This window comes from Halorussus halophilus (genome assembly GCF_008831545.1).
In the GTDB taxonomy this organism is placed as follows: domain Archaea; phylum Halobacteriota; class Halobacteria; order Halobacteriales; family Haladaptataceae; genus Halorussus; species Halorussus halophilus.
In genome coordinates this window covers 1,082,817-1,100,329 of sequence record NZ_CP044523.1, presented here as the reverse complement: position 1 = coordinate 1,100,329, position 17,513 = coordinate 1,082,817, and the positions used below count along the sequence as shown (strand labels likewise).

General features: G+C 58.8%; 15 protein-coding genes. 5 read left to right on the top strand and 10 right to left on the bottom strand.

The genetic code is table 11. The features are described from left to right. Positions 1–162 precede the first annotated feature (162 nt). Positions 163–1,818: a tRNA uridine(34) 5-carboxymethylaminomethyl modification radical SAM/GNAT enzyme Elp3 gene (locus F7R90_RS05400; protein ID WP_158056245.1), complete on the bottom strand. Its 1,656-nt coding sequence runs from the start codon at positions 1,816–1,818 to the stop codon at positions 163–165. 313 nt (positions 1,819–2,131) lie between these two features. On the opposite strand from F7R90_RS05400, the gene F7R90_RS05395 reads away from it, so the two are divergent. Further along, positions 2,132–4,057: a PAS domain S-box protein gene (locus tag F7R90_RS05395; protein ID WP_158056244.1), complete on the top strand. Its 1,926-nt coding sequence runs from the start codon at positions 2,132–2,134 to the stop codon at positions 4,055–4,057. A 168-nt stretch (positions 4,058–4,225) separates the two neighbouring features. Here the strand turns inward: F7R90_RS05395 and F7R90_RS05390 are convergent, their stop codons facing one another. From F7R90_RS05390 to F7R90_RS05375, 4 genes are all read right to left on the bottom strand, one after another. Beyond that, positions 4,226–6,310: a DHH family phosphoesterase gene (locus F7R90_RS05390; protein ID WP_158056243.1), complete on the bottom strand. Its 2,085-nt coding sequence runs from the start codon at positions 6,308–6,310 to the stop codon at positions 4,226–4,228. A gap of 57 nt (positions 6,311–6,367) precedes the next feature. Continuing rightward, positions 6,368–6,613, bottom strand: a complete 246-nt coding sequence (locus tag F7R90_RS05385; protein ID WP_158056242.1) for a hypothetical protein — start codon at positions 6,611–6,613, stop codon at positions 6,368–6,370. Between the two features lie 148 nt (positions 6,614–6,761). After that, positions 6,762–7,025, bottom strand: coding sequence for a hypothetical protein (locus tag F7R90_RS05380; RefSeq protein ID WP_158056241.1), 264 nt, complete (start codon positions 7,023–7,025; stop codon positions 6,762–6,764). A gap of 66 nt (positions 7,026–7,091) precedes the next feature. Further along, positions 7,092–7,964, bottom strand: coding sequence for a CPBP family intramembrane glutamic endopeptidase (locus tag F7R90_RS05375; RefSeq protein WP_192498409.1), 873 nt, complete (start codon positions 7,962–7,964; stop codon positions 7,092–7,094). A gap of 108 nt (positions 7,965–8,072) precedes the next feature. On the opposite strand from F7R90_RS05375, the gene F7R90_RS05370 reads away from it, so the two are divergent. Beyond that, positions 8,073–8,909 (top strand): winged helix-turn-helix domain-containing protein, encoded by an 837-nt coding sequence (locus F7R90_RS05370; RefSeq protein WP_158056239.1) that lies wholly within the window; start codon positions 8,073–8,075, stop codon positions 8,907–8,909. Between the two features lie 214 nt (positions 8,910–9,123). Here the strand turns inward: F7R90_RS05370 and F7R90_RS05365 are convergent, their stop codons facing one another. Further along, positions 9,124–9,726, bottom strand: coding sequence for a YIP1 family protein (locus F7R90_RS05365; protein WP_158056238.1), 603 nt, complete (start codon positions 9,724–9,726; stop codon positions 9,124–9,126). 7 nt (positions 9,727–9,733) lie between these two features. Next, a complete protein-coding gene (locus F7R90_RS05360; RefSeq protein ID WP_158056237.1) occupies positions 9,734–10,318 on the bottom strand; it encodes a thymidine kinase in 585 nt (194 codons plus the stop codon). Between the two features lie 473 nt (positions 10,319–10,791). Between F7R90_RS05360 and F7R90_RS22080 the strand changes: the two genes are divergently transcribed. Beyond that, entirely contained in the window at positions 10,792–10,935 is a 144-nt protein-coding gene (locus F7R90_RS22080) for a hypothetical protein (protein ID WP_192498408.1), read from the top strand. A 727-nt stretch (positions 10,936–11,662) separates the two neighbouring features. Here F7R90_RS22080 and F7R90_RS05355 read toward each other — a convergent pair. Next, positions 11,663–12,913 (bottom strand): outer membrane protein assembly factor BamB family protein, encoded by a 1,251-nt coding sequence (locus F7R90_RS05355; RefSeq protein WP_158056236.1) that lies wholly within the window; start codon positions 12,911–12,913, stop codon positions 11,663–11,665. 57 nt (positions 12,914–12,970) lie between these two features. Here F7R90_RS05355 and F7R90_RS05350 point away from each other — a divergent pair, with 57 nt between their 5' ends. Then, positions 12,971–13,534, top strand: a complete 564-nt coding sequence (locus F7R90_RS05350) for a hypothetical protein (protein ID WP_158056235.1) — start codon at positions 12,971–12,973, stop codon at positions 13,532–13,534. Between the two features lie 32 nt (positions 13,535–13,566). Here the strand turns inward: F7R90_RS05350 and F7R90_RS05345 are convergent, their stop codons facing one another. Both F7R90_RS05345 and F7R90_RS05340 read right to left on the bottom strand, forming a co-directional pair. Next, positions 13,567–14,145: an NADPH-dependent FMN reductase gene (locus F7R90_RS05345; RefSeq protein ID WP_158056234.1), complete on the bottom strand. Its 579-nt coding sequence runs from the start codon at positions 14,143–14,145 to the stop codon at positions 13,567–13,569. A gap of 75 nt (positions 14,146–14,220) precedes the next feature. After that, positions 14,221–15,645: a serpin family protein gene (locus tag F7R90_RS05340; protein WP_158056233.1), complete on the bottom strand. Its 1,425-nt coding sequence runs from the start codon at positions 15,643–15,645 to the stop codon at positions 14,221–14,223. Positions 15,646–15,753: 108 nt separating this feature from the next. Here F7R90_RS05340 and F7R90_RS05335 point away from each other — a divergent pair, with 108 nt between their 5' ends. Continuing rightward, positions 15,754–17,511: an acyl-CoA dehydrogenase family protein gene (locus tag F7R90_RS05335; RefSeq protein WP_158056232.1), complete on the top strand. Its 1,758-nt coding sequence runs from the start codon at positions 15,754–15,756 to the stop codon at positions 17,509–17,511. Positions 17,512–17,513: the final 2 nt, after the last annotated feature.

Here is a 17,513-nt window from a genome sequence, read left to right as displayed (position 1 = left end):
CGGCTGAGGCGGTGCGGTCTTCTCGGTATCGGCAGTAGCTAGCTTCACGCTGACTGCCACAGAAACTGTGTTCTAACTGCTGACTGCCACAGAAACCGTAATCTCACTGCTGGCGACCACAGAAACCACACAAAACCACACAGAAGCTCTTCTACGCACGCCTCACAACCGCTTGCTCACGTATGGACCGTCCTGATGGTACCCGAGTTTGTTCCGGTAGTACTCCCGCGCGCCGATGCCGGAGATGACGCTGACCTTGTCGTAGCCTGCGTCCCCAGCCATTTCCTCAGCCTTCCGCAGGAGCTTCGTCCCGTAGCCCTTGTGCTGCCAGTCGTAGCTCTCGTCGCCGACTTCGACCATCGGGCCGTAGACGTGGAGTTCCCGGACGAGCGCCGCGTTTTCCAGCTCTCGCCGAACCGGATTCCCCGGCTCTCGCAGGCGACAGAAGCCGATGAGGAGGTCCTTCTCGGGGTCCTCGTAGCTGATGAAGTGTTCCGTGCCGCCTGCGGCCTCGTAGGTCATCACGTCCAACTCGACGTTCTCCGGGTCCTCGTCGTTCATGCCGACTTCTCGACAGCGGATGCAGTCGCAGGTCCAGCCGTGGTCCTCCATCTTCTGGCGCGCGAGTTGGCGCAGGTTCGACTTCCAGACGCCAGCATCGATGAAGTCCGCCGGGATGTCCCGCTGGACACGCTGGAGGCGCGTGTACTTGGGAATCATCGACTTGATTTCGGCGACGAGTTCGGCGGCCTCTTCGTTTTGCAGGGGTTCGTACTCGTCCTTGTGCCACCAGTCGTAGGTGGCGGTGCCGCGGACGACGAGTGTGGGATAGATTTTCAGGTAGTCGGGCCGCCACTTCTCGTCCTCGAACAGGCGGCGGAAGTCCTCCAGACACATCTCTTTGCTCATTCCCGGTTGGCCGGGCATCATGTGGAAGCCGACCTTGAACGCCGAATCGCGGAGTCGCTGGTTGGCGTCGATAGAGGCCTGTGCGCCGTGGCCCCGGTGCATCTCGCGGTTGATGCGTTCGTAAGTCGTCTGGACGCCGACCTCTACTTTGGTGCCGCCCAAGTCCAGCATCCGATTTATCTGCTCGGGGTCACACCAGTCGGGCTTAGTCTCGAAGGTGGTCCCGATGTTTCGGATGTCGTTGGTCTCGTTGCGCGCGATGACGTCTTCCAGATACTCGAAGTCGTAGTTCTCTGAGTCCTCTGCGAAACTCACGCCCTCGGCGGGTTCCGGGGAGGCGTCCGTGTCGTAGTCGTTCATCGCCTGCAACGCGCGCTTGACGAACCACTCCTGATAGTCGTGGCTTCGAGCGGTCATCGTCCCGCCCATCAGGATGAGTTCGACTTTGTCCACGGGGTGGCCGATTTCCCGCAGTTGGTGCAGACGAAGCGTGACCTGTCCATACGGGTCGTAGTCGTTCTGCACGCCGCGCGCGGCGGCGGGTTCGTGACCAGTGTAGCTCTGCGAAGAGGAGAACTCGGACCCGGGACCACCGGGACAGTAGAGACACTTCCCGTGCGGGCAATTGTGCGGACTCGTCATGATGGCGACCGGCGAGACCCCGGAGGCGGTTCGAACAGGCTTCGTTTGGAGAACCTCCTGCAAGTCTTCGCGGCGTTCCTCGGGCGCGTAGTCCATCAACTCGGAGTTCTTCGGCACCTTCGGCGCGGAGTACTCCGAACACACCTTCAGCTTCTCGCTCTCTACGTCCTCGCGCTCGACCTCGCCCGCGAGGATGCGCTCGACCATCTCCTCGCAGACGCGCTCGAACGCCTCGGTCTCGGTGGCGTCCGGCGTCTCCGTACTCATTGGGTTGTATTCGTCGTGTGTCGGGGATAAGGGTGTCGTCTACACTTGTGGGTCTGGATTTGGTGGCTGTCGCTTGGGACAGATTACCAAGTGGAACTGAAGGGGGTCGGTCACGCGAACGCAGTCTTACTGAGCGTAGTCGTTCGAAAGGGCGACGCCCTTTCGTGATCACGAGAGAGCGTCGCTCTCTCGGACGACGAAGTAAGGCTCGTCAGAGTAATTTCGACGACTGGGAGATACGGTCTCTAGTCGTCTTGTCCCTTGATAAATAAGTGAAAAGATTTAGAGTGTTTCCGAAACATGACGCGGGTGTATGAATTCGCGGTCTGAGGAGGAAATCAATATACGACGCCATATTCGTCAGCAGGAGGTCGTCACCGAGATTGGACAGCAAGCACTTGAAACGGAGGACCTCGACCAATTGTTGCAGGACGCCGCAGCGGCAGTCGCCGAGACGCTGAACGCCGACTACTGTAAGGTCCTCCAGTTGCTGCCTGACAGAGAGCGACTCCGTCTGCGGCAAGGAGTGGGCTGGCAGGATGGACTCATCGGGAGTGCGACGGTTCCGACGGGCACCGATTCGCAGGCGGTCCACACGCTCCGAACCAAGGAACCGGTCGTCGTGGACGACCTTGCAACGGAAGAGCGGTTTTCCGGCCCGGATTTACTCGTCGAACACGACGTTATTAGCGGGATTAGCGTCATCATCGGTTCGTTCGAAGACCCGTGGGGAATCCTTGGAGTACACACGAAGAAGGAACGAGAGTTCACCGAATCCGACGTCACCTTCGTCCAGAACGTCGCCAATATCCTCGCGTCCAAAATCGAAAACAGACGGACCGAGCGACGCCTCGAAGCGGAAAAGCAGGTCAAGGCTCGAATCCTCGAAACGAGTCCCGTCGGCATCGTCATCGTCGGCGAGGCTGGGACGATACAGTTCGCCAACGAGCGCGCAGAGGAGATTTACGGCCGGAGCAAGGAGGAACTCGAATCGTTCTCTCACGACGACTCCCGCTGGGACCTAGTCGATATAAACGGCAATCCACTGTCCGCAGACGAGGCACCGTTCAGACAGGTTCGAGAGACTGGCGACCCCATCTTCGACATGGAACTGGGCTTACGGCGACCGGACGGCCAACGCGTCTGGGTTTCCGTGAACGGGTCGCCGTTGGACGCCGACGGCGAGGAGCGCAGCGCCATCTTCGCGTTCACCGACATCACCGAGCGGGTGCGCATCGAAGGCGAGTTCGAGGAGATACTGCGACGAATTACCGACGCGTTCTACGCGGTGGACGAAGAGTTCTGTTTCACCCACGTCAACGAGCGCGCCGAAGAACTCCTCCAACACTCCCAAGAGGAGTTGGTCGGCGAGCAACTCTGGGACGTGTTCCCCACCGCCGCCGAAATCGACGAGGTTTGGGACGCCTTCCACACGGCCCGGGACGAACAGGTCTCAACCAGCTACGAACTGTACTACGACACGCTGGACTTCTGGGTCGAGGCGAACCTCTACCCCTCCGAAACTGGAATCTCAGTCTACTTCCGAGACATCTCCGACCGTGTCGAGCGCGAGAAAAAGCTCAAAGAGACCATCGAAAAATTAGAGCAGTCGAACGAGCAACTGGAGAACTTCGCGAGTATGCTCGCCCACGAGATTCGGAATCCGGTGGCTATCGGCCAGATATACAGCCAGCAGTTGCCGGAAGCGGCGGACTCGCAGGCAGTAGACTACGTCAGCGAGGCGTTCGACCGCATCGAGGAGATGGTCGATGTCATGCTGCTGTTGACTCGCGGACAGGGGTCGGTCGGAGACCGAAAACCCATTTCGGTCGATGACGTGGTGAGAGAAGTCTGGCAAACCCTCGACACCCGGGACGCTACGCTGACCGTCGATATCGACGACGAGATACTGGCAGACGAGACGTACACCCAGCATCTGTTCAGAAATCTGTTGGAGAACGCAGTCAAACACGGCGGGGCGGACGCGTCCGTTCGGGTCGAGCGACTGCCCACCGGGTTCTACGTCGCGGACGACGGACACGGTATCCCGCCCGAAGATCGCGAGGCCGTGTTCGAAGAGGGGTTCACAACCACGTGCGACGGCGAAGGGTCCGGACTAGGACTGGCGTTCGTTCGAGAGATGAGCGACGTATACGAATGGGAGTGTACGGTTTCCGAGAGTGCTAGCGGTGGGGCACAGATAGAGTTCCGGGACGTAGAGTTCGTCTCGGGCGAGTAGATAGCGGACGTGGACCGAGACCGGCGTCTCACGGACGGTGACGTTTCCTCTCTCCGAACTCGTCGGGACGAACGGATGGGTCACGAAACACGCAACGAGACGAGTAGCCGACGCTGGTTGTCAGTCAGAAAGCGAAGAGCAGAAAGAAACCAAAGCCGCGAATCGCGTCTACAGACGGTCGCTAATCGCCGAAACAACCGCATCGACCACAGCATCGCGCTCGCCGGAGAGGAACTCGATGCTGCCGTCGCGGGTGCCTGTGGCGTTGATGCCAGCGTCCGAAACCTCGTCTTTCGCATCTGCCGCGACGTCACGAGCGTCCACGCGGCCGTCACTGCGGATGTGGAGTTCGTCCTCGCCGAGGCCGATGGTGACGTGGGTGTCACCGGGTGCTGCCTCGGCACCGAGTTCGCGCCGGTGGATGGTGTCGAGCAGGAGGCCGACCGGCGGGAAGTCGAAGCGGTGGGTGAACGCCTCCGTGTCGAGGACGGTGAACGAAACGTCGTTCGAACCGCGAATCGAGAGGTTCGGTTCGGCCGTCTCGACTTCGGTCTCCAGTTTCTCGCGGAACTGGCCGCTGACGTGTTCTGCGAGGTCACGCTTGCCGTGTTCGAACAGCAGGTCCGTGATGAGTTCGCGCTTGTCCTCGTAGGACTGGTAGAACGCTTCCAGCGCGACTGCCTCGCGGAGCGCATCCGTGTGTTCGGCCTCGTAGCCGACTTCGTCTGCGAGGTCGGTGTACACGGTCGGTGCGTCCTCCCAGTAGCTGACTGCGGGGAGGTGGCTCACGTCCTCGCGCACGTCGGTGTTGACGTGAGCCGCGAGGTTCGCGCCGAGGACGCCGCCGGTCAGTTCACTGCCTTCCGCGTCGGCGAGGTACGGGTTGACCGTCACGTCGGCCAACTCCGCAACTTCCTCGTCGGGGTACTGGGCATCGACGACGACGCGCGGCGCGTCGTAGATGTCGAGCAGTTCGAGACCGTCTTTGGATTCGACGGTGCTGCCCGCGTTGACGACGACGAACAGCGGCAGTTTCTCGTCGTGGCGCTCGCGGTTGTCGAGCATCGTCGTCACGTCCTTCGTCGCGTCGCCCATGTCGTAGTGACCGTCTTCCAGCGGGCGGCGGTCGAAGAAGTGGTACTCGGCGTCGCTCTTTGCGTGTTCGTCACGAACGAGCGGCAGGACCGCGCGCTCGATGGCGGCACCGGCGGCGTAGCCGTCTGCGGTGGCGTCGTGGCGGACGATGACCGGCCGCGACTCCATGACGGCGCGTCGAATCGTCTCGGCGGCGTCGCGGATTTCGGTGTGGACTGCGGTGACCGCGTCGTGGTCGGCCAGCAGGTCAACGTCGTCCGGTCGGGCCTCGCTGGCGAGCGCGGCTTCGAGGCGACCTTCTACAGTCGCGCGGTCCTCGCCTTCGAGTTTCGTCAGGTCTTCCGTCTCGACCTGCAACTCGTTGTGGCGGAGTTCGACCTCGCCGTCGAGTTGGACGAAGTCGCCTGTCTCGACTTCGGGGTAGGCGCGAACGCCCGCTTCCACGAAGGCCGCACAATCGACCGTCGCCGACTCGTCGCGGACCTCGAAGATGGTGGGGCCGCTGGTCTGGCGCGCGCCGACGACTTCGCCCTCGATGCGCACGTCGTCGCCGACGTGGTCGTTAAGCGTCTCGATTTCGACGCGTTCGAATTCGGTGGTCGATTCGGACTGCTGGGTCGATTCGGTCTCCTGTCGAGCAGCGGCTCCGGCACCCGCACCGTCCGTGGTGGCTTGCTGTTCGGTGTTCTCGGAGTCGCTGTCGTCGGTCGATTCTTCGGTGGCCGACGTGTCGCTCGTCGCGTCGTTCTCGGCTTCGCTCTCCTCGTCTTCGTCGTCCTCGATGAGAACTGCACCGCGCTCGGGGTCGTCGAGGAGTTGGCCGCGGAACTCGCGTTCGGACTGGCGAATGGACCAGCCGAGGTCCACGTTGCCGTTGTCGCGCACGTCGGTGACCTGCACGTAGACCTCCTGCCCTTCGTCCCAATCGAGGGAGTCGAGGCGTTGGTCGAGTTCGCTACGGTGGAGGAGACCAGTGACGCGCGAACCGATGTTTACGAAGACGCCGAACTCGGCGAATCCGTCTACTGTACCTTTGTAATACCGACCAGACGTAAGCTGCTGGGGCGAATTACCGGTAAATTCGAAGAGGACGTCCTGCTCGTGACTGGCGCAGATTGCGCCGTCGGCAGGGGTCCCACAGATGATACACGAACCCATCTTATACGCGAGGAAAATAGCCCCGGCCTAAAACTGTTGTCGAAACTCCCTTGTCGGTTACTGGTCGTCGGCGAACGCATCGGCACCCGGGAGTCCCGCTACGCCGTCGTGCGTTCCGACGTGCTCTGCGTCCGAAATAGCCCGCTCGAACGCGTCGGTATCGGGATACTCACGGATAGTGAGGACCCGACCCTCTTCGACGGCGAAGACGATTTCGTCGGTGCCGTCGTCGTGGCGATAGTGGTCGGCCTTCTGTGGGGACTCCGATTCGCGCGAATCGTTCGGACCGTCTGGTGAAACCATTTCCCAAGAATGCACGGCGCGGAGCCCCTTGAACATTCACCCCCTACTAGCGGACGAATTGTTGGGGAGACTAGCCGAATCTCGGGGAGCTACTCGAATCTGAGACTGGTCGCTCGAAGACGGACCGGTTACTCGAACGCGGGGCCGGTCACTCGAAGACGGGACTGTCGTCTTCCATCGCCTCGATGTCGTCCGCAATCTCGCGGACCTGTTCGGGGAAGAGTGCGACCTGCACCTCGTTTCCCTGGTCGTCCTCGCAGACGATTTTGACGCGCTTGTCGCCGAACTCCCGCGCTTCGGCCGTCTCCACGTCGAACAGCTTCGCGGTGCCGGACTTGTTCGAGGGGCCGACGTTCTTGATTGCGCCGTCCTTCAGCTCGACCATGAAGTCGTCGATGATGAGGTTGAGCATGCAGTGGGGTACGTCGGAGGTGCCCTTATAAGTAGGCGAGAACGGGTCGTCTGTAGTCGATTCGTTTCAGTCGTCTGCGGGTTCGCCGAGTTCTCGACCGTTTTCGGTCGAACTGCGCTCGACGGCGCCTGCTGTCGGCTTCTCACCCTTCGAGAGCGTCTCGGGACCGTAGTAGAGGACGACTACAAGCGCGAGAAGCACACCACAGCCGAGTACCACTGCGACGTTCCAACTGGCCATGGTTCCGGAACCTTGATTCGAGAGTGGTACCGGGACGAGCGCACCCATCGAATTGAACCCCGCGTGCAGAACCATCAGGACGGGGACGCTCCCCTCGGTACTGTTGTAGACCCACGTCGTGAGGACGGAGAACGTGACGACCATCGGCGCGTAGAGCGAGAACGGTTTTCCGGCGTATAGGCCGCTTGGAAGGACGAACAGCGGAAGGTGCCAGAGTGCCCAGACGAGACCGATGATGATGCTGGCAGTCAGCGCGCTGTATCGTCGCTGGAGGTTCGGCAGTGCGTACCCGCGCCAGCCGGGTTCCTCGTTGCCACCGCCGACGAGAGAAATGACGAGGAAACCGACCAGCCACATCGGAACGCGCCGTGAGAGCGTCGAAAGGTCGAGCGGTCCGACCCACGTCGCGTAGACGACCGTACTCACGACAGTGATTCCGACCGGTACCCCGACGGCGACAGCCCACCATCTGGCTCCGACGCGGAACCGTGCCATCTCGCGGAGCCACGTGCGAACGCTTCGACCGCGCGCTTTCGTTAAAATGACACCTGCTACCGCAGGGCCGAAGGACCCAACTATCACGAGGGCCGTCGAAACGTCACCGGACAGCAACAGAAACCCCGGAATCCAGAGCGCCCACGAGAGCGCCAGCGCGAGTGCGAAGAACGTCGCAACCGGGTGTTCTCGAACGAACTTCATGTTCGGTGCTTCGAATGGTACGCAGATAATCATTTCCGGTAGGCCGTTATTGTGCGTAATCTGACTGGAATTGGAAACGAATTTGTGTGCCCCACCAGAGCGCCAACTATGGACGCCGACGCGTCAGTCTTCGAGTTGGTCGGCAACGAGACCCGACTCGCTATCCTGCGATCGCTGGCCGAGTACAGGTGTCGCCACCCCGAAGAGTGGCCGACGTTCGCCGAAGTTCGGAAGGCGGCCGGTATCGACGACACCTCGAACTTCAACTATCACCTCGACAAACTCGTGGGTCGGTTCGTGCAGAAGGAAGACGGATCGTACCGCCTCACGTATCAGGGCCACTTCGTCGTGGCGACGCTACTGGCCGGAGCGTACGAAACCAGAGACAGACGCGAGATTGTTATCGAGTCCGACTGTCCGTTCTGTGCCGAATCGCAGGAAGGGTCGTTCGAAGACGGGACGGTTCGAATCACCTGCCCGAACGACCACTCGTTCACACAGGAACTACCACCGGGAACCGCCGCCGAGCGCGCGTCCGACGAGTTGCTCGCGCTCACCTCGCTCGAAATGCGTCGGGACGCCGAGTTCGTGACGATGGGCGTCTGTTCGACGTGCTACGGTCCGCTCGAGACGGAGTTGACGACTGCCGAAGGTGTCGAGGGAGTCGAGAAACTGTACGTCGGCGACTGTTCCCGCTGTGGTCAGCGACTCGGCGGTCCACCTGCTTTTCTGGCGCTCACCCATCCCGCAGTCGTGGCGTTCTACCACGACCACGGAATCGACTTCTCGGAGCGGCCCTACTGGACGATTGACTTCCCGGAAAACGAGACCACAGTCGTCTCCGAGTCGCCGACTCGGGTTCGCGTCGATGTCGAACTCGACGGCGACGAACTCCGGGTGACGATGGACGACTCTGCGGGCGTCGTCGGCACGGAGAGACTGTGAGCAGTTGTGGAAAAAGATTGCCGAGAGCGACAGCGAGTCGAAAACCAAACGGTGAAAAACTCAATTCGGCGTCAGCGTCACCTTCAGCACGTCTTCGACCTCCAACGATTCAGCAAAAGTAGATTTTTCGGGATTCGGTCCGGGTCCGATGCGACTGCCGGGGGCGCTACCGAGTCCGTTCCTAATTCGTTCCGTGCCAGCAATTCGTCTGCTCTCAGAACAAGCCAAACTGCGTGGCGAGTGCCGACAGCGCGGCGAAGCCACGGAAGGCGTAGCCGAACACGATAGCCGCCGGGAGCGCACCTGCGAGCAACGCGCGGAGGTGCGAGGTGTCGTGGACGATTCGCAGGCCACCGAGGAAGAGGACGGCCCCGTACACCGTACAGACCGCGCGAATCCACGGACTCGGGATGCCCACCAACACGCAGGGCGCAGTCGCGTAGCCGATGACCTGCACCGTCTCGCTGATACCAGCGCGCTCGGGGACAGTTACCATCAACAGCACCGTCTGGAGTGCGGCCGTGAGGTGAATCGCCGCAGGCGCGACGAACAAGACGGCGAGCGCCAAACCGAAGAGTGCCGAGAGTGTGGGACTCCCGCCGAGCGTCGGGGCCGCGCCCGAGACGAGCGCGAACCGCGAGGCTTCCTCGAAAAGCACGACGACCATAGCGAAGACAAGTCCGGGCGCTTGGTCGCCGGGCGCAATCGCTCGCTGGAAGAACCGCTGAGGGTTAGTCAGCACTTCGACCCACGCGCGAGCGAGCGCGGTCGGCCCGCGCTCTCGCCCGCCCGTCGGATTTTCGACCCACTGTGTCACAACTGAACTAGTCGGTTCGGAGAGTATGACAGTTGCGACATCGTGCTTCGTAGGACTCTTCGGCCCCGACCATGATGGTGGGGTCGTCTACGTGGGCCGGTTCGCCGTCGATGAGTCGCTGGTTGCGACTCGCGGGTTCGCCACACTGGGTGCAGATTGCCTGATACTTATCGACGTACTCGGCGAGCGTGATGAGTTGCGGGAGCGGTTCGAACGGTTCGGCGCGGAACGTTTGGTCGGTCCCAGAAATTATCACGCGTCGGCCGTCCGCGGCGAGTTCCTCACAGACTTCTACGAGTTCGTTCGTGAAGAAGTTCGCCTCGTCGATGGCGACGACCTGCTCCCCGTTGAGTTCCTCGGTGATGTCCCAGACGTTCTCCTCGGGATTGACGATAGTAGCGTCCCACTGGCGGCCGTTGTGCGAGCCGACGGTCCCCTCTCCGTAGCGGTCGTCCAACGACGGCTTGAAGACGGCGACCTCCTGTCCGGCGATTTCCGCTCTGCGAAGGCGTCGGAGTAGCTCCTCAGTCTTCCCGGAGAACATACAGCCGGTGACCACCTCGACCCACCCGCTGTTCGTAATTTTGTGCATATCCGTTGGCGCTCACAGGAGGGTCAAAAGGGTTGCCGATTCGCGCCGAGGAGTGGTCGGAGTAGCAGTTTTTGATTGGTCAGATACCTGTACCACTGGCGTTACCTTCTCGAAAGTCTCCGCCTACTCGCTACAGACAGCAACTGAGGCGTCTGCAACCGTGACTACTTAGAAAGCCCTCGGGCGTTCGCGGTCGCTCAGCGACATATCGGTGCCTCTCCGCACCGCTCGACACCGATAGGGGTCACTGAGACGACTACACGAGCGCGAACGCCCGACCCCTTTCGGTCCCACCCTGCCAGTTGGTTGGCCGACCGTAGTCGATGGTTAGTCTGGCAGGCGGTTTCGGTGGAAAGTGGCATCGAGCGTTGCGATGGGCCATATGCGCCTGTCGTGTGGGACGAAAGCCCTGCCCGACACGGCCTTGCATCAGCCACCCCCGAAGCTAACTGGATAGAAACCGTACAGAATCTATGACGTACCAGACTACCCTCGGTTGGTCACTCGTCTCCTCCGGCGTCGTCACGCTCCTGCTCGCGTACCTCCCCGGCGACTCGATATGGTGGGGTGTTGGTTTGCTCGTACTGGGAATTATGACCTTGTGGATTCGGCAGTAAGACGTGGTATTTCCAGATTAGATTCGGGTGAAACAACAGCTATTACTAACAGTCGTCTCGCATATGGCCATTTAGATAGTGATTGGCAGAATATTTGAAAGCTCTCTTTGTACAATTAGAGGGACGAAAAGTATTACCCCAACTACCGTCGGGATTAGAAACATAGCACGACCCTTCATCTGCATTTTTTTGGCCAGCAAATGGAGAGTACTTCTTGTTACCATTCACGTCTATTGCATTTCCTAAGGTGTGTTCATTACTCCCGACCATCATATCACTGACGTACGTGCATGAATCGTTAGCAAACGCGTGTTGCACTTCGTGTACTGACGCTCGCTCAAGATTTCTGTTTGGGTGCGCAGAACCGTGACAGTCAGATGGGTCTTTCCAAGCACTTTTCAAGTCTTGTGATCCGTTTTTGTCACAGGTATGAACCGCAACGTAGGCACCAGGGTCGGTGAACAGGTTTGACTCTCGCCAACTTTGCAATTGCTTCTTTATTGAATTGCTACATTCAAACGTTTTGAAGATGTCATATTGGTGGATTTCGTAGCCTTGAATCTTTCCAGCATTCCAAACGTCGTCTAACATCGTATTCATCGCTGAAGCACACGATTCACGGTCGGAAGCATCAGCACTGTTTGCTTTCATGATATATACTTTCGCAGCGCAACCGGCACTCGTCTCTCCTACCGTTTTGGATGAAATATGTTCGTATCCCATTGTTTTAATTGAAGGTTATTATCTCGGCTTTTTTAGCTTCGTAAGACTCCATCCCTGGATTGCCTTGACCCAAAGTTTGTGCAGCGATGTGAATCAGCTGATCATTCAGAAATGGCGCGCTTAGTCGGCGCTTTCCCACATCGACCGACCACAATTTTTTACCTGAGTTTCGATTCAAGGCTGAGAAGATGGCGCTGCGACCCCCAACTGTATCAGCGGTAAAGTAAACTTTGTTACCTGCAACGATTGGATGTGGGTTGTTACTACTGATTTCATGCGTCCACTTTACAGAACCTGACTCAGAGTCTATTGCCAATATTTTGAATAGCCCGCCAGCGTAAACTGTATCCTTGACAACTATAGGTGAAGCGCTACTTCCGCCGTGCGTGTGAACGCTCCAACGAGATTGACCTGTGGTAGCATCTATTGCGTGTACACTCCCTTTTGTTCGGACGTACACACCTTTTTCAGTTTTTGATAGTCCGAGTGCAGGTTGGGTAGTTCTCACTTCCCAAAGAACTTGACGTGAACTAGAGTCAACAGCTCCAACTATTCCGATATCAGGATGGTCAGTTTTCATTCCATAGCAAGAATAGTATATAATGTCATCTTGGACTTCAAGTCCGGTAACTTCTCTTGCAGGAGATGAAAGTTCCAATTTCCAGCACTTCTTCCCGGTCTGTGCATTCAGAGAACCAAGGATAGGAGTCTGACCATGAGTCCCAAATAAAACTAGCCCATTTAGCCCAGAAATTGAGGTGATTGTCTCTTCAGGAAATTCGATTTCCCAATCCTTTTTACCATTCTTGACTGTACTTGCGGCAATCGTAGAATCATCAATCACGGAGTAGATCCGGTCTTGGTCTAGAATTGGAGATGTTGGTACTCGGCCCTTTCCAGTATTCCTCCAGATTATTTCACCATTCGCTGGATTGACTGCTGTCGTTCTTGAGTTAGGTCTTGATTTGGATACATACAATATGCCATCTTTTACGATTGGAGAGTGGAGTCCACCAATCCCGTATTTAGATCGCCACTTTTCGTTAGGCTTTGAATCAAAATATCTATTCACCTCCTGGTCGAATACATCTAGACCCGTATCGTTGCGGTCTGTGGACCACGCAATGTCGTTGGATTGTTTATTCGTAATGCAATCAGAAAACTTCGTTAGTTGAACGTTGGTTTCTGCTTGGACAACATCAGTACTGGTTGGAGTACCAGAAATCGCACCTACTGTACTAGCAGACGCAGCCACTTGTAACGCTCTTCTACGGTTTATTTTATCCTTTAACTAATAAGATATTTTAATTGTATGGTCATAAAAGTTGTGGCCAGTGATATTTTTTCTTCTCAGGGAAATCTCAGTAGCATTTATGAGCCTCTAAAGCCTAATCAAAATATGGATAATAGGAGAAACTTCGCTAAATATATAATTGGTGGCAGTATCCTTTCACTTTCCGGTTGTACCAAACTGAAAGAAGCAATAGGGGATTCGGCTGATTCAAAAGAGACAACAAAGAAGCAAAGAACGGCCAAGACTTCAATCCCTGCAACTGGATCGGAAACTTCGACAGATGACGTAGTTATATATAATCTTACCAACAAAAGTCATAGTGTCAAACTGCTCGTTACCCCCGTCAGCGACTCTAAAAACACCTTCATTGAGGAATTCATGCTCCCTGCTCCCACCGAAGAGGATTCGGACAAGAAATCGTTTGCCGACATCGCACAGATGGACGAAAAGTGTCGAGTCGAGATAACGGTCGATGGCGAACGGAGCGCGGGTTACGACTGGGACGGAGACACGAAGGACTACAAAGGCCTCGAAATATATGTCGAGTACGAAGAAATAGGCTTCTCGGGGACAGTCGCGTAACACCACTCGGAAACCATCCTATTCGGCGTCTCCTACTCCGCCCCGACGTTCTCCTCACTCTCCAACGACGGCGGACACGGCGCGATGTTGGCGTACTTCACGATTTCTTCGCCTAACCTATCGACTCGCACCTCTAGCTGGTCGTCGGTGAACTCGCTATCACGAACCGCGCCGCGCGAGCGCGGAACTGCCGCCTCGTACGGCAGCACCCACGCGTCCAACGACCGGCAGACAGAGCGCAAGTGGTCGAGTGCGGTAATAGGGAAACTCCCACCAGCGACGGCGAGCAGTCCGACCGTCTTGTGTTCGAACTCGTCGAAGCCACAGTAGTCGAGCGCGGTCTTCAGCGGCGAGGAGTACGACCCGTGATAGACGGGCGTCCCGAGCAAGATTGCGTCGGCCTCGCGCACCTTTCGGGCCAGTTCCGCCGAGTCACCGGGGTCGTCTTCGTCGCCGTCGTAGAGCGGTAAGTCGTACTCGCGCAAGTCGAGGAGTTCGCCCTCGCCGCCTGCACGTTCGACGCCGACGAGCGCGCGTTCGAGTGCGACCCGAGTGACGCTGGAGTTCCGGAGACTACCACAGATAGCGGCGATGTGAGGGGTATCTTCCATAGACTCTGGACGAGTGGAAACCCCAAATAGCTACGCCGGGAGAAGGAGCGGCGAAATCGTTGAATTGCGGAGCGGTCAGTCACCGAGTTCCGTTACGCGCCCGACGAACAGCGGCGTCTCCGTAGGCCGGTCCCGAATGTAGAACAGAAACGGCCGGTCCACGGTCATCTCGACTCGCTTCGGCGGGGCACTCGTGGCGACTGCCACGGCCGTCGCGGCGGCCGCTTCCGTGCCGAGTTCGTCCACCGACACGAAGCTCTTGTGGCGGATGTCGCTGATGGAGAGGCCACCGCCGCCGTCGGCCATCCCGCTGAAGTCCGCCGCGCCTGAGAAGGCGTCTTCCATGCCCAGTTCCTGCATCGTCTTCACCAGACTGAACTCCGACTCGATTTCGAACTTCGGGAGCGCGAGGTCCACTCTGGCCTGACTCGCCTGTTCGAGCATGATGGCGAGTCGGTCCACGGTGAACTTCTGCTCGAAACTCTCGAACTCGCCCTCGGCGGGGAGAACCACGACCATGCTCGTCTCGTAGTTGGCGTACTTGAGTTCGACCAGTTGGTGCCCGTCGATTTGGGCGTGGCTCGTCTTCAGCGACTGGTGCATCGTCGGCACCTTCGTGGTCGTCCCGTCGAGCGCGGTGAACGGTTTCGGCGTCGTGTCTTCCTCGTCGAAGGTGTGTTGCCAGCGAGATTTGAAGTAGACGGCGTTGGTCAACACGAGTTTCGTCGTCTGGTCGATGGACCCCTGCGGGAGCAGGTCCTCGATTCGGTCGTTCGTCTGTTCGGCGACCCACTCGTTGATTTTCGTGCGAGCCTCCTCCGGAGAACCGCTGAAGTCCACGAGATTCAGGCCCGCCTGATAGTAGGCGTCCAACAGTTCGAGGTACGCTTCGCGGAAGGGGTACTCCTCTTGGCCCCAGACCGCGTTTCCGGTGGTGAACTCGAAGGCAGGGCCGGGGTCTTTCCCTTCTCGGGTCGTCCGGTTCGTCTCTCTCCCGTCCTCGTTTCGCTGTTCGAACTCTGTCTCCAAGGACCCGAATGCTGGATGTAGCCTCTCTTGGTCGAGGACGTAGTGCAGTGCCTCGGCCATCTCTTTCTCGGTGTTCGAGCCAGCGCCCGCGTAGGTCATTGCGAGTGCCACAGAGATGCTGTACGGCGAGAAGAACAGATTCGAATCGGCGTCCTCGCGGAGGACCGAGAGCAAGTCGAGCGTGAATTCGACGTTGCCTCGAATCTGGTCTGCGAGAAGGTCTTCGGAGAGCTCCGGGTCAGTCACCGGGTCGATTTTGGGAAATGGCGGCACTTCGATTCGCTCGAAGTCCTGTTCCTCTGTGTCGGTCGTGGTCTTCCGAGTCGTCTCGTCTTCGCTCGTGTCGTTGTTCTCGGTCATCGTTTTCGTCGGCGTGTCTGAGTTCTGATCGTCTCCGCTCCCCGTACATCCCGCCAGTCCGGCGAGGAGCGCGCCGGTCAGTCCGAGGGCTTCGCGTCGTCGGAGGGCCATACCCGAGAGTCGTCGGAGACGGGTAAACGCTTTCTGTAGAGTGAAACGGTCGCTTCAGTTACGTGGCAGGCAGAGATTTATGCCACCCTTCCCCAAAGATTCAGTCGAATGTCATCAGGGCCGATACGCTACGAACGACTGGACGCCGGACGACACTGCAACTACTGGGAACTTGACCCGACGCTCCAGTTCGAGGCACGGCGCGTCTATCCGGACGACGAGTTCGAGTGGGCACAAGAGGTCCTCGCGGAATTTGGGGAAGTACTCGGCCACCGAATGGCTGACACGGCCGACCGAATCGACAAGGACGGTCACGAACTCAAGTCGTTCGACGAGTACGGTGAGCGACTGAACGAGGTCGAGTATCACCCGCTGATGGCCGAACAGGAGGAAATCGCCTACGAGCAGTTCGGCATCACACACGACGCCTTCCACGCGCCGCCGGGCAGGGAGGAACCTGTCGGACTGAGCCACACCCTGTTGATGCAAGCACTACTGTCGTACGTCGATACCGGCTTCTGCTGTCCCGTCTCGATGACGACCGGTGCCGCAATCGTGCTGGACAAGTTCGACGATGGCGAGCTTTCTGAATACTTCGAGGGTCTGACTGCCCGCGACCTGACCGACCACATCGAGGGTGCGATGTTCCTCACCGAAGAGCAGGGCGGGTCCGATGTCGGTGCGAACGAGGTGCTCGCCGAGCGCACCGACGAGGAGGGCGTCTACGAACTCTACGGCGAGAAGTGGTTCTGCTCGAACATCGACGCCGAGGGTTCGCTGGCGCTCGCACGGACGCCCGACGCCCCGGAAGGCGTCCCGGGCCTCTCGCTCTTTCTGGTGCCCCGAACCAAGCCGAACGGCGAGGTCAACGAGTCGCACTTCCGGCGACTGAAGGACAAACTCGGGACCATCTCGGTGCCGACGGGCGAAATCGAGTTCGAGGGTGCCGAGGCGTATCTCGTCGGCGAGGAGCAGAAGGGGTTCAAGTACATGGCGGAGATGATGAACTTCGAGCGCCTGACGAACGCCACGGGTGCCGTCGGCGTGATGGGGCGCGCCCTGCTCGAAGCGAAGGTCCGGGCCGCCCAGCGGGAAGCGTTCGGCAACCCCATCGAGGAGTACCCGCTGATGCGCCGAGATTTGGTCGATATGTCGGTCGATTACGAGGCCGCGGCGGTGTTCTCCTTCGAAGCCGCGCGACTGCTAGACGAGCGCGAGCGAGTCGGCGACGACTCGACGGCGTACCAATTGATGCGACTGTTTATCCCCGTGGCGAAGTACAAAACCGCCAGAATGGTCGTAGACACCACGTCGTACGCGATGGAGATTCTTGGTGGCAACGGCTACGTCCGCGAGCATACGACCGAGCGACTGCTCCGCGACGCGCAGGTGCTTCCGATTTGGGAAGGCCCCTCGAACGTCCTCGCGCTGGACGTGCTTCGCGCGCTCGAACGGGAGAACGCCCACGAAGCGTTGGTGCCGCACGTGCAGGCAAAGTTGGATGCTGTCGAGCAGCCGGTCTTGGCGGAGTTGGCCGACGAAATCGAATCGGAGTTCCGCGACCTCCAGAATGCCTTGGGAAGACTTGCGATGGAGGACGAGGAGTATGCGCAGTACCACGCCAAACGATTGGCGGACCTGATTTTCGACGTGGTGACGGCCGCGTTGCTGGTCGAAGAAGCGCAGTGGCAACTGGACGAGGAGGAGAACGGTCGGAAAGCACTCGTCGCCCAGCGGTTCGTTCAGACGAGATTTGGGGAGGAGGAAGCGTATGGAATCAATTCGGGCGACCGATTTGCGATGGAAGACGACGTTTTTGCGTCTATCGTGAAGTACGCGCCAATCGAACCGGCGTCGCTCGATTAGTT

Coding starts and splice junctions, on each gene's coding strand:
- F7R90_RS05350 (WP_158056235.1), top strand. CDS start 12,971: ATGGTCATAAAAGTTGTGGCCAGTGATATTTTTTCTTCTCAGGGAAAT.
- F7R90_RS05380 (WP_158056241.1), bottom strand. CDS start 7,025: ATGCTCAACCTCATCATCGACGACTTCATGGTCGAGCTGAAGGACGGC.
- F7R90_RS05370 (WP_158056239.1), top strand. CDS start 8,073: ATGGACGCCGACGCGTCAGTCTTCGAGTTGGTCGGCAACGAGACCCGA.
- F7R90_RS05400 (WP_158056245.1), bottom strand. CDS start 1,818: ATGAGTACGGAGACGCCGGACGCCACCGAGACCGAGGCGTTCGAGCGC.
- F7R90_RS05360 (WP_158056237.1), bottom strand. CDS start 10,318: ATGCACAAAATTACGAACAGCGGGTGGGTCGAGGTGGTCACCGGCTGT.
- F7R90_RS22080 (WP_192498408.1), top strand. CDS start 10,792: ATGACGTACCAGACTACCCTCGGTTGGTCACTCGTCTCCTCCGGCGTC.
- F7R90_RS05385 (WP_158056242.1), bottom strand. CDS start 6,613: ATGGTTTCACCAGACGGTCCGAACGATTCGCGCGAATCGGAGTCCCCA.
- F7R90_RS05345 (WP_158056234.1), bottom strand. CDS start 14,145: ATGGAAGATACCCCTCACATCGCCGCTATCTGTGGTAGTCTCCGGAAC.
- F7R90_RS05335 (WP_158056232.1), top strand. CDS start 15,754: ATGTCATCAGGGCCGATACGCTACGAACGACTGGACGCCGGACGACAC.
- F7R90_RS05340 (WP_158056233.1), bottom strand. CDS start 15,645: ATGGCCCTCCGACGACGCGAAGCCCTCGGACTGACCGGCGCGCTCCTC.
- F7R90_RS05375 (WP_192498409.1), bottom strand. CDS start 7,964: ATGAAGTTCGTTCGAGAACACCCGGTTGCGACGTTCTTCGCACTCGCG.
- F7R90_RS05390 (WP_158056243.1), bottom strand. CDS start 6,310: ATGGGTTCGTGTATCATCTGTGGGACCCCTGCCGACGGCGCAATCTGC.
- F7R90_RS05395 (WP_158056244.1), top strand. CDS start 2,132: ATGAATTCGCGGTCTGAGGAGGAAATCAATATACGACGCCATATTCGT.